This is a genomic window from Streptomyces olivochromogenes (genome assembly GCF_021538895.1).
Taxonomy (GTDB): Bacteria; Actinomycetota; Actinomycetes; order Streptomycetales; family Streptomycetaceae; genus Streptomyces; species Streptomyces olivochromogenes_A.
Map to the genome: position 1 here is coordinate 19,794 of NZ_JADDRL010000019.1, position 26,244 is coordinate 46,037.

At 69.5% G+C, this 26,244-nt stretch carries 30 protein-coding genes; 17 read left to right on the plus strand and 13 right to left on the minus strand.

Annotated features, from left to right (window positions below; genetic code table 11):
• Positions 1-22: 22 nt before the first annotated feature.
• A complete protein-coding gene (locus tag IPZ69_RS12060; protein ID WP_235454066.1) occupies positions 23-289 on the minus strand; it encodes a DUF6959 family protein in 267 nt (88 codons plus the stop codon).
• A gap of 75 nt (positions 290-364) precedes the next feature.
• Positions 365-1,036 (minus strand): TetR/AcrR family transcriptional regulator, encoded by a 672-nt coding sequence (locus IPZ69_RS12065; protein WP_235454067.1) that lies wholly within the window; start codon positions 1,034-1,036, stop codon positions 365-367.
• 59 nt (positions 1,037-1,095) lie between these two features.
• Here IPZ69_RS12065 and IPZ69_RS12070 point away from each other — a divergent pair, with 59 nt between their 5' ends.
• From IPZ69_RS12070 to IPZ69_RS12080, 3 genes are all read left to right on the plus strand, one after another.
• A complete protein-coding gene (locus tag IPZ69_RS12070) occupies positions 1,096-2,718 on the plus strand; it encodes an FAD-binding oxidoreductase (protein WP_235454068.1) in 1,623 nt (540 codons plus the stop codon).
• Between the two features lie 118 nt (positions 2,719-2,836).
• Positions 2,837-4,015, plus strand: coding sequence for a PP2C family protein-serine/threonine phosphatase (locus IPZ69_RS12075; protein ID WP_235454069.1), 1,179 nt, complete (start codon positions 2,837-2,839; stop codon positions 4,013-4,015).
• 137 nt (positions 4,016-4,152) lie between these two features.
• The gene (locus IPZ69_RS12080) at positions 4,153-4,467 is read left to right on the plus strand and encodes a hypothetical protein (RefSeq protein WP_235454070.1); all 315 of its coding nucleotides are present in this window, start codon (positions 4,153-4,155) and stop codon (positions 4,465-4,467) included.
• Between the two features lie 33 nt (positions 4,468-4,500).
• Here the strand turns inward: IPZ69_RS12080 and IPZ69_RS12085 are convergent, their stop codons facing one another.
• Positions 4,501-5,535, minus strand: coding sequence for a helix-turn-helix domain-containing protein (locus IPZ69_RS12085; RefSeq protein ID WP_235454071.1), 1,035 nt, complete (start codon positions 5,533-5,535; stop codon positions 4,501-4,503).
• Between the two features lie 117 nt (positions 5,536-5,652).
• On the opposite strand from IPZ69_RS12085, the gene IPZ69_RS12090 reads away from it, so the two are divergent.
• Both IPZ69_RS12090 and IPZ69_RS12095 read left to right on the plus strand, forming a co-directional pair.
• Complete coding sequence (locus IPZ69_RS12090) at positions 5,653-6,549, plus strand: alpha/beta hydrolase (protein ID WP_235454072.1); 897 nt, start codon at positions 5,653-5,655, stop codon at positions 6,547-6,549.
• 253 nt (positions 6,550-6,802) lie between these two features.
• Positions 6,803-7,909: a serine hydrolase domain-containing protein gene (locus IPZ69_RS12095; protein ID WP_235454157.1), complete on the plus strand. Its 1,107-nt coding sequence runs from the start codon at positions 6,803-6,805 to the stop codon at positions 7,907-7,909.
• Between the two features lie 245 nt (positions 7,910-8,154).
• Here the strand turns inward: IPZ69_RS12095 and IPZ69_RS12100 are convergent, their stop codons facing one another.
• Positions 8,155-8,874 (minus strand): DinB family protein, encoded by a 720-nt coding sequence (locus IPZ69_RS12100; protein WP_235454073.1) that lies wholly within the window; start codon positions 8,872-8,874, stop codon positions 8,155-8,157.
• A 508-nt stretch (positions 8,875-9,382) separates the two neighbouring features.
• Between IPZ69_RS12100 and IPZ69_RS12105 the strand changes: the two genes are divergently transcribed.
• Positions 9,383-9,928, plus strand: coding sequence for a hypothetical protein (locus IPZ69_RS12105; RefSeq protein WP_235454074.1), 546 nt, complete (start codon positions 9,383-9,385; stop codon positions 9,926-9,928).
• 100 nt (positions 9,929-10,028) lie between these two features.
• On the opposite strand, the gene IPZ69_RS12110 is transcribed toward IPZ69_RS12105, so the two are convergent.
• From IPZ69_RS12110 to IPZ69_RS12120, 3 genes are all read right to left on the minus strand, one after another.
• Positions 10,029-12,257, minus strand: coding sequence for a TIGR03767 family metallophosphoesterase (locus IPZ69_RS12110; RefSeq protein ID WP_235454075.1), 2,229 nt, complete (start codon positions 12,255-12,257; stop codon positions 10,029-10,031).
• Between the two features lie 573 nt (positions 12,258-12,830).
• Entirely contained in the window at positions 12,831-13,493 is a 663-nt protein-coding gene (locus IPZ69_RS12115) for a response regulator (protein WP_235454076.1), read from the minus strand.
• Positions 13,490-14,665 carry a sensor histidine kinase gene (locus IPZ69_RS12120; RefSeq protein ID WP_235454077.1) on the minus strand — a complete coding sequence of 392 codons (1,176 nt, stop codon included), beginning with the start codon at positions 14,663-14,665 and terminating at the stop codon, positions 13,490-13,492. Before IPZ69_RS12120 ends, IPZ69_RS12115 begins: the two co-directional genes overlap by 4 nt.
• A 208-nt stretch (positions 14,666-14,873) precedes the next feature.
• Here IPZ69_RS12120 and IPZ69_RS12125 point away from each other — a divergent pair, with 208 nt between their 5' ends.
• Together IPZ69_RS12125 and IPZ69_RS12130 are read left to right on the plus strand one after the other, a co-directional pair.
• Positions 14,874-15,794: an ATP-binding cassette domain-containing protein gene (locus IPZ69_RS12125; RefSeq protein ID WP_235454078.1), complete on the plus strand. Its 921-nt coding sequence runs from the start codon at positions 14,874-14,876 to the stop codon at positions 15,792-15,794.
• Positions 15,791-16,645, plus strand: coding sequence for an ABC transporter permease (locus IPZ69_RS12130; RefSeq protein WP_235454079.1), 855 nt, complete (start codon positions 15,791-15,793; stop codon positions 16,643-16,645). The genes IPZ69_RS12125 and IPZ69_RS12130 overlap by 4 nt, the downstream gene beginning before the upstream one ends.
• A gap of 42 nt (positions 16,646-16,687) precedes the next feature.
• Here IPZ69_RS12130 and IPZ69_RS12135 read toward each other — a convergent pair whose 3' ends face one another.
• Entirely contained in the window at positions 16,688-18,076 is a 1,389-nt protein-coding gene (locus IPZ69_RS12135) for an MFS transporter (RefSeq protein WP_235454080.1), read from the minus strand.
• A 98-nt stretch (positions 18,077-18,174) separates the two neighbouring features.
• Between IPZ69_RS12135 and IPZ69_RS12140 the strand changes: the two genes are divergently transcribed.
• The 3 genes from IPZ69_RS12140 to IPZ69_RS12150 all read left to right on the plus strand — a co-directional run bounded on the left by IPZ69_RS12140 (position 18,175) and on the right by IPZ69_RS12150 (position 19,747).
• Positions 18,175-18,768, plus strand: a complete 594-nt coding sequence (locus IPZ69_RS12140) for a helix-turn-helix domain-containing protein (protein ID WP_268834508.1) — start codon at positions 18,175-18,177, stop codon at positions 18,766-18,768.
• 360 nt (positions 18,769-19,128) lie between these two features.
• The gene (locus tag IPZ69_RS12145) at positions 19,129-19,299 is read left to right on the plus strand and encodes a hypothetical protein (RefSeq protein ID WP_235454081.1); all 171 of its coding nucleotides are present in this window, start codon (positions 19,129-19,131) and stop codon (positions 19,297-19,299) included.
• Positions 19,300-19,324: 25 nt separating this feature from the next.
• On the plus strand, positions 19,325-19,747 hold the full coding sequence (locus IPZ69_RS12150) for an SCO4402 family protein (RefSeq protein WP_235454082.1): 423 nt from the start codon (positions 19,325-19,327) through the stop codon (positions 19,745-19,747).
• A gap of 21 nt (positions 19,748-19,768) precedes the next feature.
• Here the strand turns inward: IPZ69_RS12150 and IPZ69_RS12155 are convergent, their stop codons facing one another.
• The 5 genes from IPZ69_RS12155 to IPZ69_RS12175 form a co-directional block, all read right to left on the minus strand.
• The gene (locus tag IPZ69_RS12155; protein WP_235454083.1) at positions 19,769-20,245 is read right to left on the minus strand and encodes a MarR family winged helix-turn-helix transcriptional regulator; all 477 of its coding nucleotides are present in this window, start codon (positions 20,243-20,245) and stop codon (positions 19,769-19,771) included.
• The gene (locus IPZ69_RS12160) at positions 20,245-20,475 is read right to left on the minus strand and encodes a hexameric tyrosine-coordinated heme protein (RefSeq protein WP_235454084.1); all 231 of its coding nucleotides are present in this window, start codon (positions 20,473-20,475) and stop codon (positions 20,245-20,247) included. The genes IPZ69_RS12155 and IPZ69_RS12160 overlap by 1 nt, the downstream gene beginning before the upstream one ends.
• Before the next feature lie 139 nt (positions 20,476-20,614).
• Positions 20,615-21,043, minus strand: coding sequence for a hypothetical protein (locus IPZ69_RS12165; protein WP_235454085.1), 429 nt, complete (start codon positions 21,041-21,043; stop codon positions 20,615-20,617).
• Between the two features lie 46 nt (positions 21,044-21,089).
• The gene (locus IPZ69_RS12170; protein WP_235454086.1) at positions 21,090-21,458 is read right to left on the minus strand and encodes a cupin domain-containing protein; all 369 of its coding nucleotides are present in this window, start codon (positions 21,456-21,458) and stop codon (positions 21,090-21,092) included.
• A gap of 99 nt (positions 21,459-21,557) precedes the next feature.
• Positions 21,558-22,013, minus strand: a complete 456-nt coding sequence (locus tag IPZ69_RS12175; RefSeq protein ID WP_235454087.1) for a group III truncated hemoglobin — start codon at positions 22,011-22,013, stop codon at positions 21,558-21,560.
• Positions 22,014-22,130: 117 nt separating this feature from the next.
• On the opposite strand from IPZ69_RS12175, the gene IPZ69_RS12180 reads away from it, so the two are divergent.
• The 6 genes from IPZ69_RS12180 (at position 22,131) to IPZ69_RS12205 (ending at position 26,161) form a co-directional block, all read left to right on the plus strand.
• Positions 22,131-22,829: a helix-turn-helix transcriptional regulator gene (locus IPZ69_RS12180; protein WP_235454088.1), complete on the plus strand. Its 699-nt coding sequence runs from the start codon at positions 22,131-22,133 to the stop codon at positions 22,827-22,829.
• A gap of 368 nt (positions 22,830-23,197) precedes the next feature.
• Positions 23,198-23,650 (plus strand): DUF5707 domain-containing protein, encoded by a 453-nt coding sequence (locus IPZ69_RS12185; RefSeq protein ID WP_235454089.1) that lies wholly within the window; start codon positions 23,198-23,200, stop codon positions 23,648-23,650.
• 85 nt (positions 23,651-23,735) lie between these two features.
• Positions 23,736-23,969: a hypothetical protein gene (locus IPZ69_RS12190; protein WP_235454090.1), complete on the plus strand. Its 234-nt coding sequence runs from the start codon at positions 23,736-23,738 to the stop codon at positions 23,967-23,969.
• Positions 23,970-24,059: 90 nt separating this feature from the next.
• Complete coding sequence (locus IPZ69_RS12195; protein ID WP_268834499.1) at positions 24,060-24,668, plus strand: TetR/AcrR family transcriptional regulator; 609 nt, start codon at positions 24,060-24,062, stop codon at positions 24,666-24,668.
• Positions 24,665-25,534, plus strand: a complete 870-nt coding sequence (locus IPZ69_RS12200) for a phytanoyl-CoA dioxygenase family protein (RefSeq protein WP_235454092.1) — start codon at positions 24,665-24,667, stop codon at positions 25,532-25,534. Before IPZ69_RS12195 ends, IPZ69_RS12200 begins: the two co-directional genes overlap by 4 nt.
• A gap of 84 nt (positions 25,535-25,618) precedes the next feature.
• A complete protein-coding gene (locus tag IPZ69_RS12205) occupies positions 25,619-26,161 on the plus strand; it encodes a hypothetical protein (protein ID WP_235454093.1) in 543 nt (180 codons plus the stop codon).
• Positions 26,162-26,244: the final 83 nt, after the last annotated feature.

The following is a 26,244-nucleotide window of genomic DNA, read 5'->3' on the forward strand; positions in this document are numbered from 1 at the left end:
CTCGGCACGTGGGCCGAGACGCTCAGTACGGCCGCCGAATGTTGTGCTCGTCCAACACGGTTGCGTACCGCACCAGGAGCATATCCAGGCTCGCGAGGACAGAGCCGGCGAACTCTCGGGCCTCGTCCAGGTCACCTCGTTCGCAGGCGTCCAGCACGTCGGCCACGTCGCCGCGAAGGATGTGCAGGGAGTCCCCCTGCAGCAGAACCCCGGGGAACCGTCGGCCGGGCAGCCGAACCACCGCGTCGTTGCCACCGTCAGTGAACAGTTCGGCTTCTATGCGCTCCATCGGGCCATCCAACGCGATCTCACCACCTGACCTCAACTCCGGTGGACGCAGGCGCTCTTGCCGTAACCCTCCCCTTCAGGCAACGACACGGGCAGCCGACAGGAGGCGGGCGCAGCGTGCGCTCATGTCCTGGGCCGAGAGCTCGGGATGGGAGATCCACCAGCCGACCAGTGAGCTGACCGTGCCCGTCCACAGGTGCTTGAGCGCGTCCGCGTCCAGGTCATCGTCGTTGCCCTGGACGCGCAGCAGGGCGGCGGTGCCGGTGGCGGCCAGTTCGTCGATCGCCTCGCGATGGCGCTTGGCCGTGTGCCAGGGCTCGGAATCAGGTGGCAGGGTGCGGTCGTACAGCACGAACCAAGCGTGCCGTCGGCCTTCCAGCGCCTGGAAGAGGGCGGTGAGCACGGCGAGGGGCAGCCCGCCCTCCGGTGAGTCCTTCGCCATGGCCTGCTCGATCGCCTCGAGCAGGTGCGGGCCGATGTGGTCGACGCACGCCGCGTAGAGGCCGTCCTTGGAACCGAAGTACGTGTAGAGCAGCGGCTTCGTCACGCCCACGCGCCGGGCTATCTCGGCCATGGACGCCTTGGCGTGGCCGTGCCTGCCGAACTCCTCCAGGGCGGCGGCGAGGATCTGCTGTTCCCGGTGGGCCCGCGGAACGCCCTTGGTGCCCGCGGTGCGGGTCCGGGGCTGGTTGCGTTCCCGTTCGCCGCCCGCCGGATCCGGCGTGGTCGAGGCTCTTGCGGTCGTCATGGCGAAACTATACGTTGCGGTAAATTACCAAGGGGTAAATTACTGGAGGGTCAATTACCGTGGCAGACAGCAGCACGGCCAAGGCGTCATCGACCGATACCGCCCCGCGCCGCTCCTGGTGGGGCTGGGGCGCCGAGGACAAGGCACTGTCCGACGCCGAATGCACCGCGCTCGGGCAGCTGCTGCCCGGGGCGGCGGACACCCCCCTGCCTGTACCTGACGTGTCCGCGCTCGCCCTGCCGAAGGTCCGCGTGGAACCGCCCCCGGCACTCGCGCCTCTGATGTCGGCCGCACCCAGGGACCGCGCCTCACACACCTACGGCAAGGCCTACCGCGACGTGATGCGCTCCCTCGCCGGAGACCTCGCGGCGGCACCCGACCAGGTCGCCCGCCCCCGCACCGAGCAGGACGTCACGGACCTCCTCGACTGGGCGGCGAGCGCCGAGGTGGCCGTCGTACCGTACGGCGCGGGCAGTTCGGTCGTCGGTGGCGTCGAGTGCCGGGCCGACCAGCACCGCGGTGCCGTGTCTCTGGACCTGTCGGCGATGGACCAGGTGCTGGAGATCGACAGGGTCAGCCGGGCCGCGCGGATCCAGGCCGGAGTCCTCGGCCCCGCTCTGGAGGACCAGCTGCGGCACCACGGACTCACCCTGCGCCACTTCCCGCAGAGCTTCGAGTTCTCGACGCTGGGCGGGTGGCTCGCCACGCGGGCGGGAGGCCACTACGCCACGCTGTACACCCACATCGACGACCTCGTGGAATCGCTGCGTGTGGTGACACCGGCCGGCGTCAGCCAGTCGTTGCGGGTGCCGGGTTCCGGTGCGGGCCCCTCCCCCGACCGGTTGTTCCTGGGCTCCGAGGGCACGCTCGGCGTGATCACCGAGGCTTGGATGCGGCTCCAGGAGCGCCCGCGCCACAAGGCGTCGGCGACGGTGCTGTTCGATGACGTCCACGCCGCCATGGACGCGGTGCGCGCCGTCGCACAGTCGGGCCTGCACCCGGCGAACTGCCGGCTCCTCGACCCCGGGGAGGCCGGCCTGGCCGGCATCACACAGAACGGCGAAAGCGTCCTCGTCCTGGGCATGGAATCGGCGCACTCCCCCGTCGAGGAACGCCTGGCCGAACTCGTCACGCTCGCCCGCGATCATGGCGGCACACCCGCGGTCAGCGAATCCGCCGGCCCGGACACCGCCGCGGACACCTGGCGCTCGGCGTTCCTGCGCATGCCCTACCTGCGTGACGCGCTCGCCCGTATGAGCGTGATCAGTGAGACCTTCGAAACGGCCTGCACCTGGGACCGCGCACCGGCGGTCTACGAGTCGGTACGGAGTCGGCTGGCCGACGTGGTGAAAGAGGTGACGGGCACGACCGGCACCATCAACTGCCGCTTCACCCACGTCTATCCCGACGGCCCCGCGCCGTACTTCACCGTGATCACACCGGGCAGGCGCGGCTCCGAAGTGGCGATGTGGGACGAGATCAAGGCCGGGGCCATGGACATCCTCCACGATCACGGCGCGACCGTCACCCATCATCACGCCGTCGGCCGGGACCACCGGCCCGGCTACGACCGCCAGCGTCCGGAACCCTTCGCCCTCGCGCTGCGCGCCTCGAAACAGGCGCTCGACCCGGCCGGGATCCTCAACCCGGGCGTACTCCTGGACCCCGCCCCGGCGCGCTGACACCGCGCTCACGGGCGTAGGTGCGCTGACGGAGCGTAGCGAGCGGTATCTCCACTCCTTGTGGGGACAAAAGGCCCTTGAGTGGAAGACCGGACTTCAAGTGAGTCAGGCTGTAGCCATGGGGTCGCTCTACCGTTCGTCCGGCGCGTCAGGAGCAGGCGGTCATGGCCGGGTCCTCTTCAGGCTCGGGCAGTGCGTGCCGTTCATGATCGTGCTGTTCGCGCTGCTGATCGAGCTCTCGCCCGCGCATGATGTGGTGACCGGCCCCATCCTCGCCGCGACACCGGCTCTGGCTTCGCTGACCTGGGGCCCGAAAGGCATTGTCTCGGCGGCGGTCGGGGCCGGTGCTGTCACCGTGACGACGGCCACCCTCCACCACAGCTGGGGTGGCCAGGTCTACAGCAACCTTCTGTCCCTCCTGATGGTGTCGGTGGCCAGCGTCGCCGTGAGTAATGCCATGCGTACGCGCAGACGCATCCAGCTCGACCAGGTTCGCCGGGTCGCCGAGGCGGCTCAACAAGTCGTCCTGCGCGAAGTGCCGGACCGGCTGGGGCCGGTGCAGATGGCCGGCATGTATCTGGCGGCGGAGGCGGGGGCGCAGATCGGCGGCGATCTGTACGAGGCGACGCAGACCCGGTACGGGGTCCGGATGATCGTGGGCGATGTCCGCGGGAAGGGGCTGCCCGCCGTGCGCCTGGCCGCGGCCGTGCTGGGCGCGTTCCGGGAGGCAGCGCACTACGAGGATGATCTGGCGGAAGTGATGAACCGCTGCGCGGCCGCACTGCGCCGGGAGCGCGCCGTGCCGCATGCGGCCCATCGGGGCCCCGGGGAAGATCTCGCCGAGGATTTCGTCACGGCGCTCGTCGTCGAGGTCTCCGACGACTTCGTGGTCCGGGTCGTCAATCGCGGCCATCCACCCCCGCTGCTACTGCGCGAGGGCAAGGTGGAGGCCCTGATGCCCTCCTCCCCACTACCGCCTCTCGGCCTCGAAGACTTCGTCCCCGCTCTTTCCAGCGAGCCGGAGAGCTATCCGTTCACACCCGGTGACCGTCTGCTGTTGCACACCGACGGGGTGATCGAAGCCCGCAGCCCCGACAACGAATTCTTCGCCCTGGCCGACGCCATGGAGGCGGTGTACCCGTGCACTCCGCCGCAGTTCCTGTCGCGTCTGCATCAGGGCTTGGTCCGTCACACCGGGGGCCGTCTGGCGGACGATGCGGCGATGCTCATCGTCGAGCGGCTCGAAGACGAAGAGAGTCTGGTGGGCGAGGCGGCCGACTCCCCGGGGGCCGTCTGATCCGTCGGCCCTGACCGCCCTCGGCCGGCTACAGCCGCCTGCGACGCGGCATTCGGTAGGGTCGGCAGGCGGGCGGAACGCGACTCCCTGCTCTGCCGACGCAGCCGCCTCATCCCACACGACAGAGGAGCCCGTTCATGACTCCCGATGAAGTCTTCGACGACATCGCGGCCGACCTCGCCCACCAGGGCGCGACCGCCGGTGCGATGTTCGGCAAGCGCGCCCTCAAGGCCCACGGCAAGGCCTTCGCCTGCCTCAAGGACGACTACCTCGCGTTCAAACTCGGGGACGGAACCCCCACTCACACCGCGGCCCTCGCCCTCTCCGATGCCGAACTCTTCGACCCTTCCGGCAAGCACCGTCCCTTCAAGGACTGGGTCGCCGTTCCCCACACCCACGCGGCGAAGTGGCCTGAACTGGCCGAAGCCGCGCTGAACAGCCTCGCCTCATGACCCCTTGCCATCATGGGGGAAGCCGGATCGTACTCACTCGTCGAGCAGCCGCCATGCGGTGAGGGCGAGCCTGGCCCGGGTCAGTCCGGTGGGTTCGGTGAGTTCGAAGTCCAGGGTCCTCGCGATCTGTTCGAGACGGCGGGCGACGCTGCTGTGGTGCAGGTGGAGCAGGTCGGCGGCCCGGCGCAGGGAGCCGGTGGCGCAGTAGGTGTCCAGCGTCTCCATGTCCTCGGGGCTGTCGGCGATTCGGGCGATCGCGATCACGTCGGCGTTGTCGCGTGAGATGTCCCGCGGAACCTCGGCCAGGAGAGCCAGCGCGCCCAAGTCCCCGTAGCGGACGACGGGTTCGCGCGGGGTCGTGAAGCGGAGCGCGGTGCGGGCCTGCGGCCAGGATCGGTCGGGGCTGCCGGCGGCACCGATGCCCGCGCGTAGGTCCGCCGGGAACCGGGTCGGATCGATGGTGGTGGCCAGGATGACGCCCACGCCGGCGAGCGGTGCCGCCTTCACCGGGCGGGCCGGGCAGACCAGGCCGCCGATCCGGTCCAGCGGGAGCCGCGAGCGTACGGCGACGACGTGGACCGGCAGTTCGGCGGCGAAGCCCAGGAGTCGCAACGCCCTTGCTCTGGCCGCCTCGTCGCTGTCGGCGCTGATCGCCAGTTCGACGAGGGCGGGGTCGGCCATGGTGGTGCGGGCCGGGCCGTACCGCTCGACGGCCGCCGCCGCGGCGATGGCGAGCCGGTCGAGAAGGACTTCGTCGAGCGGGTTGGGCGGTCCGGGGCGTTCGAGCCAGACCGTGCCGATCTCCTCGTCGTCCAGAGTGATCGGCGCCGTGGTGGACGCGGGTGCCTGCGGGGCGGAGGCTTCGGTGCCCTGGGGTGTGGCCCGGGTCGTCCGCCCCGTGCCGTGGAGTCGTATCCCGGCGATGCATTCGGCCAGGCCCGCCGAGGCGCGGGCGAGCGCGGGGAGGTCCACGCGTCGGCGCATCAGAGTGTCGTAGAACGCGACGATCCGGATCGCACCGTCGACGTATGGATCGAGTCCCGACAGCCGTACGGCCAGTGCCTCCATGGCAGAAGGATAAGAGGGGAGGCCGCGGGGCAGGGGCGCCGATCGGCGCGCGATCGGGGCGCGATGCGCGACGGTTGGCGGGTGATCCCTTGGGAGCCGGCCGTGAGGATGGTCGTCATGGATCCCGAACTCGAAGCATTCATACCGTTGTTCCCGCGCACCGATCTGACCGATCCGTTCCTCGCCCGCAAGAAGTTCGCCGAGTTGGCCGCGGCCGTGCCGGCACCGGACATCGCGGAGATGGAGGTCGAGGACCGCACGGTGTCCGCCGACCCGGACGTGCCGGTGCGGATCTATCGGCCGTACCAGGCGCAGGGGGCCATCGTCTGGCTGCACGGCGGCGGATTCGTCATGGGGGACGTGGACACCGAGCACCCGTGGGCCGCTCGGATCGCCGAGGCCTCCGGCGCGGTGGTGATCTCGGTGGGCTACCGCCTGGCCCCCGAGCATCGATTCCCGGCCGCCCTGGACGACGCCTACGCCGTACTGAACTGGACCGCCGAGCATGCGGCCGAACTCGGTGTCGATCCGGCCCGGATCGCGGTCGGGGGTCACAGTGCCGGCGGTGGGATCGCGGCCGCGGTGGCGTTGCGGTCACGTGACGAGCAGGGCCCAGCGATCCGCTTCCAACTGCTCAATCAGCCAGGGCTCGACGACCGACAGGAGACGTGGTCGGCGCGGAACTTCACCGACACGCCCTGGTTCACCCGCGACAAGGCCACCAGAGCGTGGCGGCACTACCTGGGCTCCCGGCCCGCCACACCGTACGCCGCCCCCGCGCGGGCCGACGATCTGTCCGGCCTGCCACCCGCCTACATCGCCACCGCGGAGTTCTGTCCGAACCGCGACGAGGACATCGCCTACGCCCTGCGCCTGCTCCAGGCGGGCGTGTCGGTCGAACTGCACCAGTGGCCCGGCACCTTCCACGGATCGCAGGCCATCCTCTCCGCCGAGGTCTCCCAGCGGCAGAACGCCGAACTCGGCGCAGTTCTGCGTCGCGCACTCGCGAAGTGAGCAGCCGCGCTGTCGCCAACTGAGCGACGGAAGTGGACAAGCACGGGGGGAGCCCCCGTCGCACTCACTCATTGATCACGAAGGGACGGACGTCTTGAAGATCCGACTTGCCTTGAGCGCAAGCATTGCCGCGCTGAGCGTCTGCGCGGGCACGGTGGCGGCAGTACCCGCGCCCGACGAGACGAGGGCCGCGGTGCCGGCCGCGGACACGAGCCCGTCGACCGCATTCGATCCCGCCGAACTGAAGTCCGCCATGGACGCGGTCCACCGGGCGGGGATGCCCGGGGTGTACGCCGAGGTGCGCGATGGCGGCCGGACATGGCGCGCCGCCGCCGGGGTCGCCGATGTCGGGACCGGTCGTCCCGTCACGCCCGACATGCGGCAGCGCATCGGCAGCATCACCAAGACCTTCACCGCCGCCGCCGTCATGCAGCAGGTCGAGCAGGGCCGGATCCGGCTCGATGCGCCGATCGGCCACTACCTGCCGCGGCTGGTGCCGGGAGAGCGCGGCAGGAAGATCACGGTTCGGATGCTGCTCAACCACACCAGTGGCATCCCGGACTACATCCCCTACGCGTTCCCGTCGCTGCCCAAGAGCCTGGACGACAACCGGTTCAGGCAGTTCCGCCCGGCCGAGCTGATCGAGTTGGCCCTCACGGCGCCGCCCGTCGGCGAACCCGGAGGCCCTGAAGGGGTGTACTCCAACACCAACTACGCGATCCTCGCCCAACTCCTTGAGCGGGTGACCGGTACCTCGGCCGAGCGGTACATCACCCGGAACGTCATCGAGCGTGCCGGCCTGCGGCACACCGGGTTTCCGACCGGGCCGCGTATCAAGGGACCGCACTCGCGGATGTACGAGGCTCTGTACGGCTTGATCGACCCGCCCCGCGACTACAGCGTCTACAACATGTCCTGGGTGACGGCGACGGCTTCCCTGGTGTCAACCATGGAGGATCTCAACCGCTTCTACGGCGAACTGCTCGACGGCAGGATCGTCAACCAGTCGTCCCTGGCGCAGATGCAGCGCACCGTCCCCGTCCGTGCCCTGGACGGAACGACGATCGACTACGGCCTCGGACTGCAGAAGGTCGGCATCCCGGGTTGCGGCACCTTCTGGGGCAACGAGGGCACTGTCTGGGGAGCCGGAACGGTGTCCCTGACCCGGGCCGACGGCAAGCGGCAGATGTCCGTCGCGTTCAACCTCATCAGGTGGAACAAGCGGGACTCCTCGGGGACGCCGCGGCACCATCCGCTCAACGACGCGCTGCCGAAGTTGTACGAGCAGGCGATGTGCGGTGGCGGTGACGGCGGCGCCCAGGCCGAAAATGCCTCGCCGGTCTCGGGGTTGATCCCGTAGCTGCCTCGCTGACGGACCTAGGGCCTGTCGTCACATTCCCGTCGTCGCCCGAAGGGCGGCCCTGCGGCGTCTGGTGCGTGCTCTGGGGGTCCCCCCGGCCGAAGGCTGGGGGAGTGCCGGGCGGAAGTCCTCGTACTGGACGTACTTGGGCTTTCGCCCGGTGCGGTGAGTGGGGGTCCCCCCTGCTCGAAGAGCTTGGGGGAGTGCCAGGCGTCGCGGGGCAGACGGGAATTTGACGACAGGCCCTAGGCGCGAGCGGTGAGGCGGGTCCGCCAGAGGTCGCGGAGCAGCGCGATCTCGGCCATGTGGTGGATGAATTCGAGGTTGGTCCCCCAGAGCACGTCGAGGTACGGATCGTCGGGGTCGGAGCCGTACGGGTACTGCGAGAAGCCGATCGTTTCGAGCTGCTCGTCGGTAACGGTGGCGACGCTGTCGCGCCAGCGGTCGATCACCGCCCAGAACCGCTCGATCGCCACGGGCGCGTCGGGAGTGAAGTCGACCAGCTGTTTCGGCTCCTGCCGCCGGTCTCCGAAGGTCCACTCCCATTGGCCCGCGAAGCCGACGTGCAGGTGCCCGAGCCGCCACGCGATCGTGGTGACCGGGGTCTCGTCGGGCTCGGGCGGGCTGCTATGGTTGAGGATCTGCTCGACCCGCTCGACGCTCACGCTCCAGTCCTCGGCGATCTTGGCGACCGACATGCCGTCGGCGGCCTGCCGGGCCACCTCCGCGTACTCGCTTGCCGGGATCTCCGGTGCGCCTTGATCGAGCAGCCAGTCACCCGGCCCGAAGGCCCTCGGCGTGGTCGCCTCGCCCCGGCGCCGGATCGACCAGCAGTCGGGGACCGGCTCCCAGAGGAACTCCTCGTCGCTGAGCCCGGTCAGTCGGACCTCGGCTCTCTCCCTGGCGTAGTCGAACTGTTCGAGCAGCATGCCCAAACGGTCGGTCCGCGTGCGCTCAGTCCCCATGTCCGGCTCCGTTTCGCGGTGACGTACCTCGCTGAGTCCAGGCGGAGGCTAGCGGCTCGCTCTCACTGGGCGCGACAGATTTCCGCGCGCGGCTGTCACGCCGTGATCGACACAAACGCAGTCCGACTCGCAGCCGCAGCGGCCCGCCGCCTGCGGGAGGCCGACTGCCGCACCATGGAACCCGGCCTCACCGCCGCCGAGTTCAGGCGCATTGAAGCCGAGTACGGCATCGACGAGTTCGCGGACGACCACCGTGCCTTCCTCTCGGCCGGCCTGCCCGTCAGCTCGCCGTCCGAAGAGGGCGCCACCTGGGAAAAGCCCTGGCCGGACAGCGCAACGGCTAGCCCGAAGACCTCCGTCACCACCTCGCCTGGCCGACCGAGCGACTGCTGCCGAATGTCGAGCGCGGCTACTGGCACGCCTCATCAGGCACCCGCCTCGCCGAACCGGAGGCCGCCAAGGCCGCGGCGGAGACCTCGCCGACTACATCAGCCATGAGTTCGGGGGAATGGCACGGATAGACCGCGATATGTCTGCATGGTGGAGCCTGCTCGCCGCCCCCGCCGGAGCGGTCGCGACCACGCTGATCGGTGTCTTCGCGGGCAGTGCGGTCAGCAGGAGAGCGCAGGACAGACACTGGGTCCGAGAGCAGGTCGCGGCTACGTGCGCCCGTGTCCTCCGCGAATCGTCAGGGGTGCTCGTGAGCCTCAGCGAGGCGGAATCCGGTCGCCCCAGCTCCATCCCCCAAGGCGTCGTCCACGGGACCGGCATTGACTGGCGGCCATGGAACGAGGCCCTGAGCATGGTGAACCTCGTCGCCGACAAGGCCATCGCGGAGGCCGCTCACACCCTTGACGAGGAGATATGGCGGCTTCACGCCAAGGTCAGACGCGGCCTGACTCCGGAAGAGAACTGGTTCGTTCTGCGTGCCCGCGTGGAATCGGCGCAGAACAACTTCATCGTCACCGCACGCCGCCGACTCTCGCTCGCCGGAGATCCACTTGAGCGATTCTCCGGACGACCCGCTCCGGACGACCCGATCTGGACCTCGTGAGCTGCCGCAGCGAACAGGGCAGAGGGCACTGGTCTGTCAAGGGCACCTTCGACCGCCTCCGTCGAGGGGGCGGTCGAGCGTGCTGCGGTGCCCGGTGATGTCAGGGTGCCAGGAGCGCCTGCCAGGTGGGCGGGGTCACCAGGCCGTCGGTCGTGAGTCCGCGGCTGGTCTGGAACGAGCGTAGGGCTGAAGCGGTGAGGGGGCCGAAGACGCCGTCCACGGTCAACGCCGCGCCGTGCGCCTTCAACTGGCTCTGCGTCGCCGACACCGCCGGGCCGGTGCTGCCCTGCTGCACCGTCATGGCGAGCGCCTGCCAGGTCGACGCGGCGGCGATGCCGTCGGCCGTCAGGGCGATCCGGGTCTGGAAGGACCTCAGGGCAGTGGCCGTGGCGGGGCCGAAGACGCCGTCCACGGTCAGGGCCGCACCGCGAGCGTTCAGCAGGTACTGCAGGGTCCTGACCTTCTCACCGCTCTGACCCTGCTGGACCTGCGGCCAGCCGACGCCGGGAAGCAGCGTGCCACCGCCGGACGGGATGGTGAAGGGCGCCGGAATGAGCAGCTGGGTGTTGCGCACGTCGGGGGTGCCGCGGCGCTTGTCGATGCCCCGGCCCACTTCTTGCAGGTCGTTGGCGGACAGCTCGCGCGCCACGGAGGCCAGCGCCGCCGGGGTGCTGGTGTCCCCGCCCGCCGACAACGGCGCGTCGGCGTCGACCATGGTGGTGAAGATGGACAGCAGGCCGTCGCCCTCGGCGATCTCCAGGAGCCGGCTCTGGACGGGCCAGTCGATGTGCGAGGCGGTGTTCACCTCCCAGAAGCCGTGGCCGAGGGTGGAGGGGAAGGCGGGACGGTGGGCCGTGATGTTGTTGGCGTGGGTATGGCCGTCGACCATCAGCACCACGTTCGGGAAGCGCAGCAGCAGGTCGCGCAGGTCCGCGCCGCTGTAGGGGTGGTCGCCGTCCGTGTTGCCCATCGAGTCGATCGTGTGGTGGCAGAAGACGACGAACACCTTGTCGGTGACGCCGGGCTGGGTGACGACCGTCCGGGGCTTGGTGCCGTCGGAGTCGTCGAGCTCGTACCGGGAGCTGTTGGCCTTCAACTGGCTCTGGAGCCAGTTCCATTGGTCCTGGCCGAGCGAGCCGTCGGCTCCCCCGCTCCCGTTGGTGGTGTCCAGGACTAGGCACTTGACGAGGTCGTTCGCCCCGGACGGTATCGCGTAGTACGCCTTGTCGCTGCCCGAAGTGAACCCGTGCCCGGAGGGAAGTCCGCTGGTGTTGAAGTGCTCGGAGATGAACTCCTGCCGCGAGAGCAGCCGGCGCGCCGAGTCCGAGGTCACCGTGGCGGTCTTCAGGGTGAACTCGCCGGTGATGATGTCCTTGAGGAACTCGATGTAGTACGAGGGGTCCGTGTAGTTGAAGACGTCCGGAACGCCGGTGACCTGCGTGAGCTTGGTCGACCCTGTGGCGATCTTCTTCAGCGGGTCGAAGGGCAGCACGTCGGGCGGGACGTTTCCCTGCACCAGCGCGTCGTGGTTGCCGTAGGCGGCGTACCACGGCATGCCGAGGCCGCTGGCGGTGTACGGCCTGCGGGCGGCCGCCAGCAGACCGGGGAGCACCGGGAAGCCGTTGAGGTCGTTGTGGTCCGGCGGGTTCTGACGCGCCTCGGGGTGCCAGTAGTTGACGTCGGGACCGAGGACACCGCTCGACACACTCTCGTCCTTGGCGAGGTTGCCGGAGTCGGGTCGGACGGTGCTGCCGTCGAGCAGGTTGATGTACCAACGGGTCTCGTTGTACTGGCAGTTGTCGACCGCGTCGCCGGTGACGACGGTGAAGGTCAGCGGGGCGCCGGTGCGCGGGCCCCGGCCGACCGCCCTGATGGCCCGGCACATGGCGTCGGTGGAGTGCGTGGAGAGGAACTCGTGGGCCCGATAGGCGGATGCGGTCGGGTACGAGTTGTAGTGCGGGGGCCCGAAGTCCGCGAGCCGGTCGAGGCACTCCACGCGCAGCGGTGACTGGTCGTCGATGATGTGCAGGTCCGTCATCTGGGCGAAGGCGGCCAGCGAGCGGGTGATCTGAGGAGCGGCGACGTTGGCGAGGTCCCGGCGGACGATGTGCGGCTCGCCGGGAGCGGCGACGATGCCGTGGTAGCCCTCGCCGAGATCCGGACCGCGCTGCACGGTCACGTCCAGAGTCGTCAGGCCGAAGGTCGATCCGGTGGTCGGGGCCACCTGGGTCGCGGCGCTGGCGGCGACTCGCAGTCCGCCGACATCGATGGCCGCCGCCACCACGCTTGCCGCGGCTGCTGCGAAGAGTCTTCGCCGGGAGATTTCCATGTCGCGTCCTGTTCGATCGGTGGGGTGTGGGGGTGGTGCGATACGGAGGGGCGCGGTGAGGTGCGGGTTCCGTCCCGCGGGGCCGGGGAGGGCCTGAGGCGGGGCGGCTTCTGGACGAGAAGGGGGTGTTGCAGCGGCGGATGCGGCGATCGAGGCCGGCGACTATGGCGGACGGCGCCCTTGCGGGCGGTGGGGCCCGGATCTGCCGTAGGGAGGCTGACAGTTGAGGAATCGGCCCTCGGATGTTCCGGGCGCGCGCCAACCGCGCATGCCCGACGCTGCCGACGCTGCCGACGCTGCCGACCTAGGAACAGGCCAATTCGACACCGGTTTCCCCCTGGGTGATGCGGAATTGAGTGTCAGTCACCTACGTGGCCAGGGCGGGTCGTCGGCCGAAAGCCTCGCCAAGAGTGGGGCATGGGAGCCCGGTGCGGCAAGAGTTGGGACAGTGACTCATCCACTGAGCCAGTCGTCCACTGAGCCGACCTGCGGATTCCCCGCTCAGAGCAAGGGACTTGACGTAAGGAAGGTCGCACCGCGCAGGCCGCTCACGGCATTCCGGCGTCGGCGTGCTCAGCGCGGCGGCTTGGCCAGCCCCACCTCATAGGCGGTGATCACGAGCTGAACCCGGTCCCGGGCGCCCAGTTTGGTGAACAGCCGTGACACGTGCGACTTCGCGGTGGCCACCGTGATGAAGAGGTCCCCCGCGATCTCGCTGTTGGACCGGCCCTGTCCGACCAGGGCCAGCACTTCCCATTCCCGCTCGGTGAGGCCCTCGATCGGCCGTGGGGAGCGCTCGGGGGCAGCCGTGGGGCGTCCGACGAAGTCCGCGATCAGACGGCGCGTGACGCTCGGCGCGATCAGTGCGTCACCGGCAGCCACCACGCGGATCGCCGCGAGGATGTCGTCCAGGGCCATGTCCTTGACCACGAAGCCGCTCGCGCCGGCCCGCAGGGCGCCGTACACGTTGTCGTCCTCGTCGAACGTGGTCAGCACGAGGACACGGGTCACCGCCGGTCCGGTCGTGATCCGGCGAGTGGCCTCGATCCCGTCCATGCCGGGCATCCTGATGTCCATCACCACGACGTCGGGGCTGACTTCTTTGACCAGCTGGACGGCCTCGGCGCCGGTGGCGGCCTCACCGACGACCTCCAGGTCGGGGTGGTCGGCCATGAGCACGCGCAGACCGGACCGTACCAACGGCTGGTCGTCGGCGAGTACGACTCGGACGGTCACCGGGCCTCCCCCGGCGCGCCGACGGGCTTGGGCAGCGGCAGGCGCGCCACCACTCGGAAGCCGCCCCCGGGACGCGGCCCGGCGCTGAGGTGTCCGTGCAGCAGGTCGACCCGCTCCCGCATGCCGACGAGGCCGAAACCGTGGGCCGAGCCGTTCTCGGTGACGCCGCGACCGTCGTCGACGACCTCGACCGACAACTCCTCGTCCCTGTGGTCGACGGTCACCCGGCAGTGCCCGGTGCCCGCGTGGCGGACCACGTTGGTCAGCGCCTCCTGCACGATCCGGTAGGCGCACAGTTCGATGTCGGCCGGGAGGGGCCGCCGTTCGCCGCTGAAGCGCACGTCGACGCGTACCCCCGCGTCCGCGGTCGCCGCCGCGAGCCGCTCGATGTCCGTCAGACCCGGCGCGGGTGCGAGAGTCGCGTTGCCCGATGCCGCTGGCTCCGGTTCGGCCTGACGCAGCGCCACCAGTGTGCGTCGCAGGCTCGACAAGGTCTCTCTGCTGGTCTCCTCGATGACTCGCAACGCCTCGCGGGCCTCCGCGGGTTGGGTCTGGATGACCCGGTTGCCCACCCCGGCCTGGATGGCGATGATGCCGACGCTGTGCGCGATCATGTCGTGCAACTCCCTTGCGATCTCCAGCCGTTCGGCGGTCACGGCCTTGGCCACCTCCTGCGCGCGCAGCGCCAGGGTGTGCTCACGGCGCTCGCGAATGAGCAGGCCGACCATGCAGCATGCGGCCGTCGCCAGAAGTGTGATCACGCTGTTGACCGTCAGATTGTCCCCGTGCGCGAAGCCACCGATCAACAGGAGCTGCGCGGTGAGGGACACGACCACGGCGCCGGTCGAAGCTCGTCGCGTGCGGGTGGCGACGATGAAGCCCAGGACGAGGTCCACCGCCAGGAACGACAGGAACTCGCCCTGATACGCCCCCGCCAGGCTCACACGCGTATCCCGGAGCGGAATCACGACCACGGCGGAGGCACCCAAGAGCGTCATGGTGAGAGCCAGCAGCGGCATCCGTCGCAGCAGCCCGGCCAGCAGGCTCGCGGCGAGCAGCGCCCCGACGGACTGGACCGCGCCCGATGCCCGCGGCGCGCCGCCCAGCAGCAGAACCATCGCCAAGGGGTACAGGACGCCCCCGGCCCAGGCCGTGGCCAGGGTCCTCGTCACGGCCGGTGCGCCGCTTCGGGAGGGAGCCGGCGCTACGAATCCGCCGGCAGGTGACGGGAGAGGCGATCTTGCGTCCATGCCGCGAGAGTAGCCAGCCCCTGTTCACGGGGCATCGGCCTCGGGGTCTACGCCCACGGGCCAACCCTGCGGCCCGATTGCCGCCCGCGGCCCGATGCCGGGTCGGTGGCTTCCCGACAGTGTTGACCGGGTGATCGAAGTCAGCGAACTCACCAAGCGTTACGGCAGCAAGACCGCCGTCGACCATCTGTCCTTCACCGTGCGGCCCGGCCAGGTCACCGGATTCCTCGGCCCCAATGGAGCAGGCAAGACCACCACCCTGCGGATGATGCTCGGCCTGGACGCACCCACCGCCGGCGCCGCCACCGTCAACGACGTTCCTTTCCACAGCCACCGCCGTGGACTGCGCCACGTCGGCGCCCTCCTGGACGCCACCCAGGTCCACGGCGGGCGCAGCGCCGCGGCCCATCTGTCCGCCCTGGCCCGCAGCAACGGCATCGCACCGAGCCGGGTGAAGGAGGTGTTGCGGGAGGTGGGGCTGGCGGATGCGGCGAACCGCCGTATCGGGGGGTTCTCGCTCGGTATGAAGCAGCGGCTCGGCATTGCCACCGCCCTGCTCGGCGACCCGCCCGTGTTGATGTTCGACGAGCCGATCAACGGCATGGACCCGGAGGGCGTTCTCTGGGTACGCCGTCTGTTCCGACGGCTGGCCGCCGAAGGGCGCACCGTCTTTCTCTCCAGCCACCTGATGTCGGAAATGGAGAACACCGCCGACCAACTCGTCGTCATCGGCCGGGGCCGGCTCATCGCCGCGGAGTCGGTGGCGGACTTCGCGGCCCGCAGTACGCGCCGCAGCGTCGTGGTGGGCAGCCCACGGGCTGCCGCGCTGGCAACGCTGCTGACCGCCGCGGGCGCATCGGTCCAGCCGCAGGATCCCCTCAACACCGAGCGGCTCACCGTCGCCGGGCTCGCGGCGGACCGGATCGGCGCGCTCGCCTTCGACAACCACATCATGCTGACCGAACTGACCACCCGGACCGCCTCGTTGGAGGAGGCATTCATGGAACTCACCGCCGACAGCGTCGAATACCTGGCAGGACAAGCCCGATGACCATAGCCACCTCCGTCCCTACGACCACCTCTGCCGCGCCCGTCGCCGCGCCGCCCGCCCGCTTCCGCGACGTCCTGGCCGCCGAGTGGATCAAGATGCGGTCCCTGCGCTCCACCCCGTGGACCATCGCACTCACCACCCTGTTCGTCATCGGGTCCGCGGTTGCGGCGGCGGTGGCGGACTACAACAACCTCGCGGGCTCCCACACGAGCCTGCGACAGCCCCCCGACTTCCTGCCGTTCGACGCCTTTCCGCCGTCCGGCTACATGACGCTGATGCTCGTCGCCGGCAGCATGGGCGCCATCACCGTCGTCAGCGAGTACAGCAGCGGCCTGATCCGCACCACCACCGTGGCCGTCCCGGCCCGCGGCACCGTCGTACTGGCGAAAGCGGTGGTCACGGCCGGCGTGTGGACAGTCGTCGGCACGGTCGTCTCCATCGGCTCCTTCCTGGTCTCCCAGGCCATCCTGGACGGGCGGCACGCAGGAGTCTCGATCACCCATCCCGGAGTGTTCCGGGGGCTGGCCGCGTCCGCGCTGCTGGCCCCGGTCTGTGCCCTGGTCGGCCTCGGGCTCGGCGTCCTGATCCGGCACAGCGCCGCGACCATGGTCACCAGCGCCTTCACGCTGCTGATGCTGCCCACGCTCTTCGAGCAGAGCAAGCGCTGGTCCGCCGACGTCAACCATGCGATGCTCATCACCGTTTGGAGGCGCCTGGTGCAGAACTGGCAGCCCGATCCCACATCGCGCATGTACACCGCCACGGTCACCGGTTCCTGGATCGTCTACGCGGTCTGGCCGCTCGCCGCGGTCGTACTCGCGGTCGTCGTCGTACGGCGGCGCGACGTGTGAACGCGCGGCATGGGGAGCGCCGAAGACTGCGCAACGCCGTCTTCAGCCCTTCGACCGCGACGCACGGGCCATGAGCAGCAGGAGCAGCCCGCAGCCGGCGACCAGGAACCACCCCGGGCGGGAGGCTTGTGCGAGCCCCACCGGGCCGGTGTGCGCGACCAGGCCGCCGGCGATGGCTATCCCGAGCGCGGAGCCCAACTGCCGTGCCGTGGACGTGATCGCTCCGGCCACACCGGCGCGGGCCGGAGGCAGGCCACTGACCGCGGTGTTGGTGATCGGCGCGTTGGCGAAACCGAAACCGATCCCGATGAGGAAGTAGGCGAACAGGAGCAGCGGCACGCCCGTGTGCCGGTCGAGCCCGATCAGACACAGGCCGCCTGCCGTGATGAAGCCGCCGGCCAGGCTCAGCGGCAGCCGCGGTCCGACACGACCGACCAGACGGCCGGACCAGGGTGCGCAGACGGTCGCTCCGAGAGCCATGGGCAGGGTCGCCACCCCGGCGGCAAGTGGCGTGAACCCTCGGCCCTGTTGCAGGTAGAGGGTGTTGAGCAGCAGTGTCACGTTCAAGGCGACGAAGACCGCCACGGCGCCCAGGAACGCACCGCTGAACACCGGACTCCGGAACAGGCGCAGATCCATCAACGGCTCGTCCCGGCGGGCCTCGACCCCTACGAATCCGACCGTCGCCGCGGACGCGACCGCGTAAGCGACCAGAGCCGCAGGTGACGTCCAGCCGATGCGCGGCCCCTCGATGAGGACGCCGACCCAGACCCCGATGACCGCGGTCAGCAGGACCTGACCCGGCACGTCGAGGCGCCGCGCCCGCGGACCCCGGGACTCGGGCACGAACACCGCGCTGAGCACCAGGGCGATCACGATGACCGGGGCATTGACCCAGAACAGGGAACGCCAGCCGAACACCCCGACGAGCGCACCGCCGGTGACCGGGCCCAAGGCCATGCTGAGCCCGAACACCGACGCCCAGACGCCGATCGCCTGCGCTCGCTCCTTCGGATCGGTCATCACGTTCACCACGATCGCGAGCGCCACCGGACTGAGCATCGAGGCGCCGACGCCCTGAACGGCACGGGCCGCCACGAGCGCGTCCACCGAAGGTGCCGCCGCGCAGACCAGCGAGGCCGCGCCGAACACCAGCAAGCCGCACTGAAACACCCGGCGGCGCCCGAAACGGTCCGCCAGCGCACCGGAGGAGATCAGCAGGCCGGCCAGGACGATGGTGTACGCGTCGACCGTCCACTCAAGACTGCGTGTCCCGACATCGAGGCCGCGCCCGATGGCGGGCAGACCTACGTTGACGATGGTGGTGTCCAGCCCCACCAGGAACATGCTCAGGCAGCAGACGGCCAGCACCGTCCAGCGTCTGCGCGCGCTCAGGGCTGCCTGAGCAGGGGGAGTCGTCGTTGTGGTCACGGTCTACCTCTCACATCCGGGAGTACCAGCCCGGCAAGGCTCAGACAGGGCGACCGCCCCCGACCAGCGTTTTTGCGAAGGCCGCAAAAGGCTCCACACTGGACCGCGTGGACACGGAACTGGAGCAGATCCTCGACGGCATCGGGCCCCGGCTGCGCACGATGCGCCAGGACAGAGGGCTCACGCTGGAGGCGCTGGCGTCCACGGCCGGTATCTCGGTGAGCACGCTGTCCCGCCTGGAATCAGGCAAGCGGCGCCCGACGCTGGACCTGCTCATCCCCCTCGCGCGAGCGCACCGGGTCGCACTCGACCAACTCGTGGCGGCTCCGGCCACCGGTGATCCCAGGGTGCATCTCACGCCCTTGCGCAAGAACGACGGAAGCATCCTCGTGCCCCTGACCCAGTACCCGGGCCGGGTGCAGGTGTTCAAGCACGTACTGGCGCCCCGCGAGCCGAAGTTGGTGACCCACGAGGGCTACGAGTGGCTGTACGTCCTCGCCGGCGAGCTGCGTCTCATCCTGGGCGACCACGAGTCCACGCTGCACCCCGGTGAAGTGGCCGAGTTCGACACGAGGGAACCGCACTGGTTCGGTCCGGCGAGCACGAGCGCGGTGGAGATCCTGCATCTGTTCGGGCCACGAGGCGACCAGGCCGTCGTCCGCGCGAGGCCTTCGGCCCCGACCTCTCCCTGACGACCGTCGGCTCGGCGACGCGGAACACCAGGGCGGGAGGGACTCCTTGCGCGAATGCGGCGGTGGTCGCCTGGGCCTGAGCCAGGGCCTTTGCATTCGGCACAGGATCGTATGCGATGCAGGGGTCGAAGTGAGACGAATCCCGCACCGGCATCGGTGTTTGAAGCATGTGGCCATGACGAGGCATTTGGCCCCCGCGGGCCCGCCGCCCCGGGACCGGCGGGCCGGCTCCTCGCAAGGAGCCGACGCGGGGTAAGCGGAACATACGCCTCCGAAAGTCGAAACGGAAGCCCCATTTCCCCTTGACCCTCAACCTTCGCAGACGCAACCTGAACCCCACGCGCCGCAAGGGAGCACAGCATGAGTCGAGCCACCGCCACACACCGCGTCGTCGAGTACTGGACGGACCAGGGCACCCACGTGATCTTTCCAGTCGAGCGAAGCGAAGAAGTCGACGGCATGAGCGACGCGCAGCTGATCTCGATGTACGGGGATCCCGAGGACGGGGCTGTCACCCGCATCGTCCACTAGATCATTCCACCGCTAGTCTCGGCCCGTGAGCGAAGACGGCCGACTCATAGCGAACTTCAGAGTCAACCTCGTACCGGCGGTGCTGTCTCTGGCCAATCCGCCGTGGCAGCGGGACGTGTGGCTGGACCCGTCGACCTTCGAGAACCTGGACCACATCTTCCACGTGCTCTTCGACGACTTCTGCGATGCCGACGCCCCCGAGTCCTACCTCGGCACCAGCTTGCGGACCGAGGAAGAGGTCGCTCTCATGCGGGAGCTGGGCGCCGCGCTCATCGCCGCGCAGTCCGAGGCACCCAGCGACACCGACGCGGAGTACCTTCAGGCAACGGTATGGCCCGAAGTGGTCGCGGTCGCCGGACGTCTCGCTCAGGTCATGGTCTCGAACGACTTGGCGGAACTCGTTGCCCTGCACGACGCGGAGCCCACTGCCGGGTCCCCGCCCGAGTAAGGGCCAGGCAGCGGCGCGCGGTCACTGCGGCGCCGCCGTCGGTGCCGAAGGGTGTGCCGACGAGGCCGCGAGACTGCGAAGTACCTGCTCGCACAGCATCCGCAGCTGGTGTTCCTCCGCCGGGGACAGGCCCACCTGGCACAGCATGGCCTGAGGGATGTCGATGGCCTCGCGCTGCAGTCGCCACCCCTCCTCGGTGACGGTCAGCACCAGACGCCGCTCGTCGTCCACGGCCCGGGCCCGGCTCACCAGGCCCTTGCCCTCAAGTCGCTTGATCACCGGGGTCAGTGTCGGCGGATCCAGGCGTGTGTGGTCCGCCAGGGTGCGCAGATCCACCCCGTCGCGCTCCCACAGGGCCATCATCGCTATGTACTGGGTGTAGGTCAGGCCCAGCGGGTCCAGCAGCGGCCGGTAGGCCCGGGTCACGGCGTTGGCCGTGCTGTAGAGGGCGAAGCAGGGCTGCTCCGTCAGGTGTGCGACCGATATGTCCCCTGCCATCAGCGCCAGTACCCGTTGGCCGCGGCGATGGTGGCGAACTCCAGGGCGACCACCTGGGCCACCGAGATCAGACCGGTCGCGTGCTCCTCCGCGTACTGCGGCCGAAGGTGCTCGCGCACCGCGTCGTCCGGCTGCGTGGCCTTCACCGTCAGGCGGGCGAGCTTGATGGCCAGCGCGCGGCCCTCATCAGGGGTTGCGGTGATCAGCGTGTTGCCGGGAACGAGTTCCATCGCCATTACCTCCGCAGGAGTGAGTCGACGCCCCAATCATTAGCGCGCTAATGAACTGGGTCAAGGATCGCCCCTCGCCTGTCGGCCGCCACACCACGAGCCCGCGCCATGGGGCCCCACGGTCACGCGGCATGCCGGTCTACCCGGTCAGCACGCTGACGCCCAGCACGAGCAGGGCGAAGACCTTGGCGAGCTCCAAGGTCACGTAGTAGAGGTGACCGCGGGAGCGCGGCAGGCTCTCTCCGGCCAGTACCCGGTCGGTCCTCCGGTTGAGGCGGGGCCGTACGATCCCGAGCTGCGCCGCGAGCAGCACCGCCGCCACCGCGGCGGCCCCCGCGGCGACAGCCGACGCGCCACTGGCGACGACCGCGGCGATCACCGCGACGCAGAGCACGATCTCGATGAGGTTCAGGGCCCGGAAGACCAGGCGGCCGATCCCGAGCCCGAGTGGGATGGTCACCCCGGGGGCTCGGAACTTCAGCGGTGCCTCGACGAAGGAGACGGCGAGGACCATCCCCAGCCAGACGAAGGTCACGGCACCGGCCGTCACCGTGGCGGTGGTGTTCATGGCTCCTGTGGCCCTTCTGCGTGCTCTGCGGCCGCTGTCGACTCCTTCACGTGGTGGGCCAGCCTGCCAGGGACCGGGTGAAGTCGGGCGGGCTGGCCATGGCCATGACGGATGCCGGTTCGGTTCCCGGGTTGGCGAGGCTGACGCGCTCGCCGACGGCGATGTGAGCGGTCATCCCGGGCGACAGGGTCCGGGCAAGCCCGTCGTGCCGGAGCTCGACCGACCCGGCGAGCGGGATCAGCACTATCTCCGAAGGCCCGTGATCGTGTTCGGGCATGCCGCCACCGGCCGGGATCTCGACGTGGAAGACACCGACGTGCCCGGAGGCGTCGGCAGGGGTGAGCAGGGCCACAGTGGGTCCGCCGGGGACGGGGGCGCGGTGCCGTGCGGTGCCGGCGACCTCGGTGATGTTCATGGGGTCCTCCTTCGAGGCTTATCCAGGTGCAGCCAATTTATCTCATAAATATGAGACGTGCCAGCGCAGGCTCTGGGACCAGGTGTGGCGATGCGGGGATCAGGTGCGGCGCGGACGACGGTGGATCGTCACGAACTCGCTGCCGCTCCCGCCATTGAGCCGCTTGTCCAGCGACCAGGCGATCCGGCGAGCCTGTTCCTTGGCGAGCTCGGCCTTCTCTCCCGAGTGGAGCAGATCGACTGTCTGCGTCCAGAGGGCGAGCCAGCGCGCGAAGTGGGCACCTCCGAGCGAGGCCTGGGAGTGCAGTTCGGCGTGGACCGTGAAGGCGTTCCTGCGGTACAGGCCCGCGCGGAAGAGCACCGTCTCCCAGAAGTCGCACATCACCGGAAGGTGTTCGGCGAGATCCATCCGTGCGATGTCGATGAAGACCGGGCCCAGGAGCGGATCGGCGAAGGCCGCCCCGTAGAACTGGGCGACCAGCCGCTCGACGTCCTCACGGCCTCTGATGTCAGGGTTACCGGGATCCTGGTGATCCGGCGTGTATTTCTGATACATATCAGCGATGGTACGCGCAGGCGACCTCCAAGCTCAGGGGGTGGAGCCCCTACCCTCACCTACCACCACCCCCGACCGCCTCTTGGTTTCTACGAAAAATCTGTCATAATTCGCCCTATGGTCGATTCAAGTGCCGGCAGGCCGAGCCGAGGCCTCACCAACGACACCCGACAGGCTGTCCTCGACCTGTTGCGCCGGTCCGGCAAGCCCGTCACCGTGCAGGAGATCTCCGCCGAGCTGGGTTTGCACACCAACACGGTCCGGTTCCATCTGAACCGCCTGATGCAGGACAACCACATCTGGGAAGAGCAGGCGAGCGCGGTCGGTCCTGGCCGCCCGAGCATGGTGTACACGGCCGCCCAGCCGGTACGCGACGAGGCCGGCGACGGTTACCGATTCCTCGCCGAGATCCTGGCGAGCCAGCTCGCGTCCACCGCCCCGGAACCCGAGACGGCGTCGATCGCGGCCGGCCAGGAGTGGGGGCGCTTCCTCACCGAGCGGCGCGCCCCGTTCGCCCGCGCCGGCAGGGACGAAGCGATCGGGCAGATGGAGTCCATGCTCGCCGGCATGGGCTTTGATCCCGAGGTGGACGAGGAGGGCAGTCGGATCCTCCTGCGCAACTGCCCCTTCCGTAAGGTCGCCGACGAACTGCCGGGCGTCGTCTGCTCCATTCACCTGGGACTCATGCGCGGAGCCCTCGCGGAGATCGGGGCGCCGGTCGAGGTCACCGAACTCCAGCGCTTCAACGCTCCGCGTCCCTGTGTCGCGAGCCTGAGCGGTCCCGAGGAGCGGGCCGAGCGTGACGCTCCGGCGTGACGCAGGCCGGAGCGCCCTCCTCGGCGGGTTCAATCCATCGTCGTATCACCAGGATTCGGCCTGCAGGTACAGCCTGATCACCTCCACGAAGAACCAGATGGAGAACCCCAGACAGGCAAACCACAGTCCCCACAGGACCCAGCGGGCCTCGCGTCGTATGCGCATGAGCTGATCATCCCTCCTGCCACCGGAGTGCGCGCGCCGTGGGCGCCCTGCGTTGGTCCGCTCGTTGATCCAAGTGCAAGCACCTAGGCCGAGTTGAGTACCTGTGCTCAAGCCCGGGGTGCCTCGCCGTTGCGAGTATCGATGCAGCGGCGCAGCCAAGAGCGCCGGCTTCAACCCGCTGAGAAAGTTACGGAGAATCCGCCATGTCCCGACGTATCGCTCTGTCCGTCGCCGCTGGTGTCGTCGTCCTCGGAGGCGCCGGAGCCTTCGCCTTCGCCTACGCCGGGGACCAGCCCCCCGCCCTGGCGCACAGCACCGCCCGTTACACCGCCCCCGACAGCGGCCGGGACGGCTCGCTCACCTTCACCACCGAGGTCACGGCGTCCTCCGGCGTCAAGAGCCTGAAGGTTCTGGCCTGGCCGGCGAACTCCTCCTTCGCCAAGAAGGGGCTGACGGCGAAGGACATGGCCAGTGCGGAGTCGGCCACCTGCAAGCCGGGCGGCGACGACACCGTACGCTGCACCTACACGACCAAGGTGTCCGGCGCCGAGGCCGCTTCGTCCCCGCACGGCTCCTGGCACGTCGCCGTCCTCGCCACCGCCAAGGACGGCAGGACCACCCTGGACACCAAGGCCGCGGACTTCAAGGTCAACTGAACAGACAGCACGCACGGCTGAGGGCGCGGGCCGCACGAGAACGCGGGAGTTCCCCCGCCCTTCCTGCCGCGAAAGGAGCAATGCCGTGACAGCGGACGGCGAGCGGTGGCCGATGACGGTCGACGGCCAGGAGTTCGAGGTCGTACAGCCGCAAGACAGCCCGGGGACCTACCACTTCACCTGGCTGACCGGGCCCGATCCGCAGTACGGGTTCGGCTTCCGCACCAATCCCCCGGCGCAGGCCGATACGGCCCAACTCGAAGAGGCCGTACGGGACTTCCTCTCCCAGGTCGACCCTGTCACCGGGTACATCGAGTAACCAGGTCCCCCACCTATCAGGGGCATGCGCCCTCGGAACGAGCTGAAGAGCTCTTGATATTGAGTTGAGCTCAACTTACGATCCGGTGCCATGGAAGAGCGATGGTCCCCCCGCGGTTCGGCGGCTCGGCAGCGCATACTTCAGGCGGCCGCCGAAGAGTTGGTCATGACCGGAGACATCGAGGTGTCCAATGTGGCGCGGCGTGCCGGGGTGAGCGTCGGCCTGCCCTATCGGTACTTCGGCACCCGCAGCGGCCTCGTGAGCGCTGTCGTCTCCGATTTCTACGACCGGCTGGACGAGGCAGTGACCAACCGGGAGTTCGACGGGGACACTTGGTACGACAGGGAACGGGCACGGGTCTCCGCGTGGGTGGCCCATCTGTACGAGGATCCGCTCGCCCCCGTCGTACTCACCCGGCTGGGTGGCGACGTCGAGACGGCGGGCATCGAGACGCGACGCCTGCACACGGCCATCGAGCTCGGCGCCCGCAACATCGCACGCGGACAGCGCGACGGCGGTCTACTCCCCGACCGGGACCCCGAGTTGCTCGTGGCAGCGATCCTGGGCGGCGTCCACACAGCCGTCGCCGTCGCCCTGACCAGGACGCCTCGCCCCGACCTCGCACGAGTCACGGCCGAGTTGTGGGCCTTCGTCGCCGGAGCCGCCGGTGCCACGAACCATTCGGGGAGGACGGCATGACCGAGCGGAACGCACACCCCGAGGTGCGCAACCTGGAGGATCTGGCCGGCGATCTCGCCCGCACACACCGCGCCACCAACGACAGCGACCATGGCCACGGCGTCGAGCCCGCGCAGATCCAGGCCGACCTGGCCGCCCTGGAACGCGACGGCTACGTCATCCTGACCGACCTGCTCAGCCGCGAAGAATGCGACGGCCTTCGCGACGAACTCACGCCGCTGCTCGGCCAGTCAGGGCGCAACGCCTTCGAGGGCCACCGCACCCAGCGGATCTACAGCGTTCTCAACAAGACCCGTCGCGTGGACCGCCTCGTGGGTCACCCACGCGTCCTGGCCCTGCTCGACCGGCTGCTGCTGCCCAACTATCTGCTGTCCCAGCTCCAGGTCATCAACATCCGGCCCGGCGAGGACGCCCAGCTGCTGCACCCCGACGACGGCTTCTATCCCGTGCCCCGCCCCCGGCCGGAGCTTTCGGTGGCCACTGTCTGGGCGATCGACGAGTTCACCGCCGACAACGGCGCGACCGTCCTCATACCCGGAAGTCACCGCTGGCCGGACGGCCGAACCCCCACCGACACGGACCCTCGCCCGACCGCCGTCATGCCCGCCGGCTCCTGCGTGGTGTTCGTCGGCACCCTCTGGCACGGCGGCGGCGCCAATCGCAGCGCCGCACCACGTCTGGCGGCCACCGCCCAGTACTGTCAGCCCTGGCTGCGGACGCAGGAGGCCTTCACCCTCTCCACCGACCGGGACGTCGTCCGTGAGGTCTCGGAGGACCTCCGCCGGATGCTCGGTTACAGCATCCATCCGCCTTTCGTCGGCATGGTCGACGGCATGCACCCCAAACGCCTTCTGGACCGCCCCTGACCCATCTGTTGTCGGCGCCGGAGTCAGGACCACCGAATCAGGCCTGCCGACATCACTGTCAGTGCCGACGGTTACAGTCCGAACATGCTCGTGGCACGCCCTGTCGAAGAAGCCGAAGGTCCCTACGACGCCGGGTACCTCCCCCGGTTGCAGATGTCGTTCCATCCCGTCGAGGGGCCCGTCACCGAGCCCGTGGCCAAGCTGGGCGGTGACCCCGTCTGGCTGGCCGAACCCTGCTGGCCCGTACATCCCGAAACACAGGAACCGCTGGACTTCATCGGGCAGTTCCCCGTGCCCGCGGAGCCCGGCGAGGAACAGCGGATGGCCTACCTCTTCCTCTCCTACGACGACTACGAGAGCGGCGGCGCGGACGCGGAGGACGGCGAAGCCGTACTCCTCATCCAGCCCGGCGGCCGCATACCGGCGCTCGCCGCCATCGGTCCGGCCGGGACCAAGGGGCGCTCGCTGTGGCGGTTCGGCCCCGACGACGAGCAGGTGCCGGTGGGCCGGGGTCGAGGCGCCGTGGCGCTTCTTCTTCTGCCTCATGGGCACCGACAGCAACCACGCGTACTTCCTGAACTTCGCCCATGGCGCCGGCTACGCCTACCTCAGCCCGGACCGTCTTGAGGGCCGCTTCACATGGGAGGCGGCGTAGGACCGCGCGGGCGGCGTACCACCGGTGCCACCGTCCCGGTGGAGCATGCCGGAGG

What these genes read in the sequence shown, in the direction of transcription:
- IPZ69_RS12060 (WP_235454066.1), bottom strand. Translation starts at nt 289, where the DNA reads ATGGAGCGCATAGAAGCCGAACTGTTCACTGACGGTGGCAACGACGCG.
- IPZ69_RS12065 (WP_235454067.1), bottom strand. Translation starts at nt 1,036, where the DNA reads ATGACGACCGCAAGAGCCTCGACCACGCCGGATCCGGCGGGCGGCGAA.
- IPZ69_RS12075 (WP_235454069.1), top strand. Translation starts at nt 2,837, where the DNA reads ATGGGGTCGCTCTACCGTTCGTCCGGCGCGTCAGGAGCAGGCGGTCAT.
- IPZ69_RS12080 (WP_235454070.1), top strand. Translation starts at nt 4,153, where the DNA reads ATGACTCCCGATGAAGTCTTCGACGACATCGCGGCCGACCTCGCCCAC.
- IPZ69_RS12085 (WP_235454071.1), bottom strand. Translation starts at nt 5,535, where the DNA reads ATGGAGGCACTGGCCGTACGGCTGTCGGGACTCGATCCATACGTCGAC.
- IPZ69_RS12090 (WP_235454072.1), top strand. Translation starts at nt 5,653, where the DNA reads ATGGATCCCGAACTCGAAGCATTCATACCGTTGTTCCCGCGCACCGAT.
- IPZ69_RS12095 (WP_235454157.1), top strand. Translation starts at nt 6,803, where the DNA reads ATGGACGCGGTCCACCGGGCGGGGATGCCCGGGGTGTACGCCGAGGTG.
- IPZ69_RS12100 (WP_235454073.1), bottom strand. Translation starts at nt 8,874, where the DNA reads ATGGGGACTGAGCGCACGCGGACCGACCGTTTGGGCATGCTGCTCGAA.
- IPZ69_RS12105 (WP_235454074.1), top strand. Translation starts at nt 9,383, where the DNA reads ATGGCACGGATAGACCGCGATATGTCTGCATGGTGGAGCCTGCTCGCC.
- IPZ69_RS12110 (WP_235454075.1), bottom strand. Translation starts at nt 12,257, where the DNA reads ATGGAAATCTCCCGGCGAAGACTCTTCGCAGCAGCCGCGGCAAGCGTG.
- IPZ69_RS12130 (WP_235454079.1), top strand. Translation starts at nt 15,791, where the DNA reads ATGACCATAGCCACCTCCGTCCCTACGACCACCTCTGCCGCGCCCGTC.
- IPZ69_RS12145 (WP_235454081.1), top strand. Translation starts at nt 19,129, where the DNA reads ATGAGTCGAGCCACCGCCACACACCGCGTCGTCGAGTACTGGACGGAC.
- IPZ69_RS12155 (WP_235454083.1), bottom strand. Translation starts at nt 20,245, where the DNA reads ATGGCAGGGGACATATCGGTCGCACACCTGACGGAGCAGCCCTGCTTC.
- IPZ69_RS12160 (WP_235454084.1), bottom strand. Translation starts at nt 20,475, where the DNA reads ATGGAACTCGTTCCCGGCAACACGCTGATCACCGCAACCCCTGATGAG.
- IPZ69_RS12165 (WP_235454085.1), bottom strand. Translation starts at nt 21,043, where the DNA reads ATGAACACCACCGCCACGGTGACGGCCGGTGCCGTGACCTTCGTCTGG.
- IPZ69_RS12170 (WP_235454086.1), bottom strand. Translation starts at nt 21,458, where the DNA reads ATGAACATCACCGAGGTCGCCGGCACCGCACGGCACCGCGCCCCCGTC.
- IPZ69_RS12175 (WP_235454087.1), bottom strand. Translation starts at nt 22,013, where the DNA reads ATGTATCAGAAATACACGCCGGATCACCAGGATCCCGGTAACCCTGAC.
- IPZ69_RS12180 (WP_235454088.1), top strand. Translation starts at nt 22,131, where the DNA reads ATGGTCGATTCAAGTGCCGGCAGGCCGAGCCGAGGCCTCACCAACGAC.
- IPZ69_RS12185 (WP_235454089.1), top strand. Translation starts at nt 23,198, where the DNA reads ATGTCCCGACGTATCGCTCTGTCCGTCGCCGCTGGTGTCGTCGTCCTC.
- IPZ69_RS12195 (WP_268834499.1), top strand. Translation starts at nt 24,060, where the DNA reads ATGGAAGAGCGATGGTCCCCCCGCGGTTCGGCGGCTCGGCAGCGCATA.
- IPZ69_RS12200 (WP_235454092.1), top strand. Translation starts at nt 24,665, where the DNA reads ATGACCGAGCGGAACGCACACCCCGAGGTGCGCAACCTGGAGGATCTG.
- IPZ69_RS12205 (WP_235454093.1), top strand. Translation starts at nt 25,619, where the DNA reads ATGCTCGTGGCACGCCCTGTCGAAGAAGCCGAAGGTCCCTACGACGCC.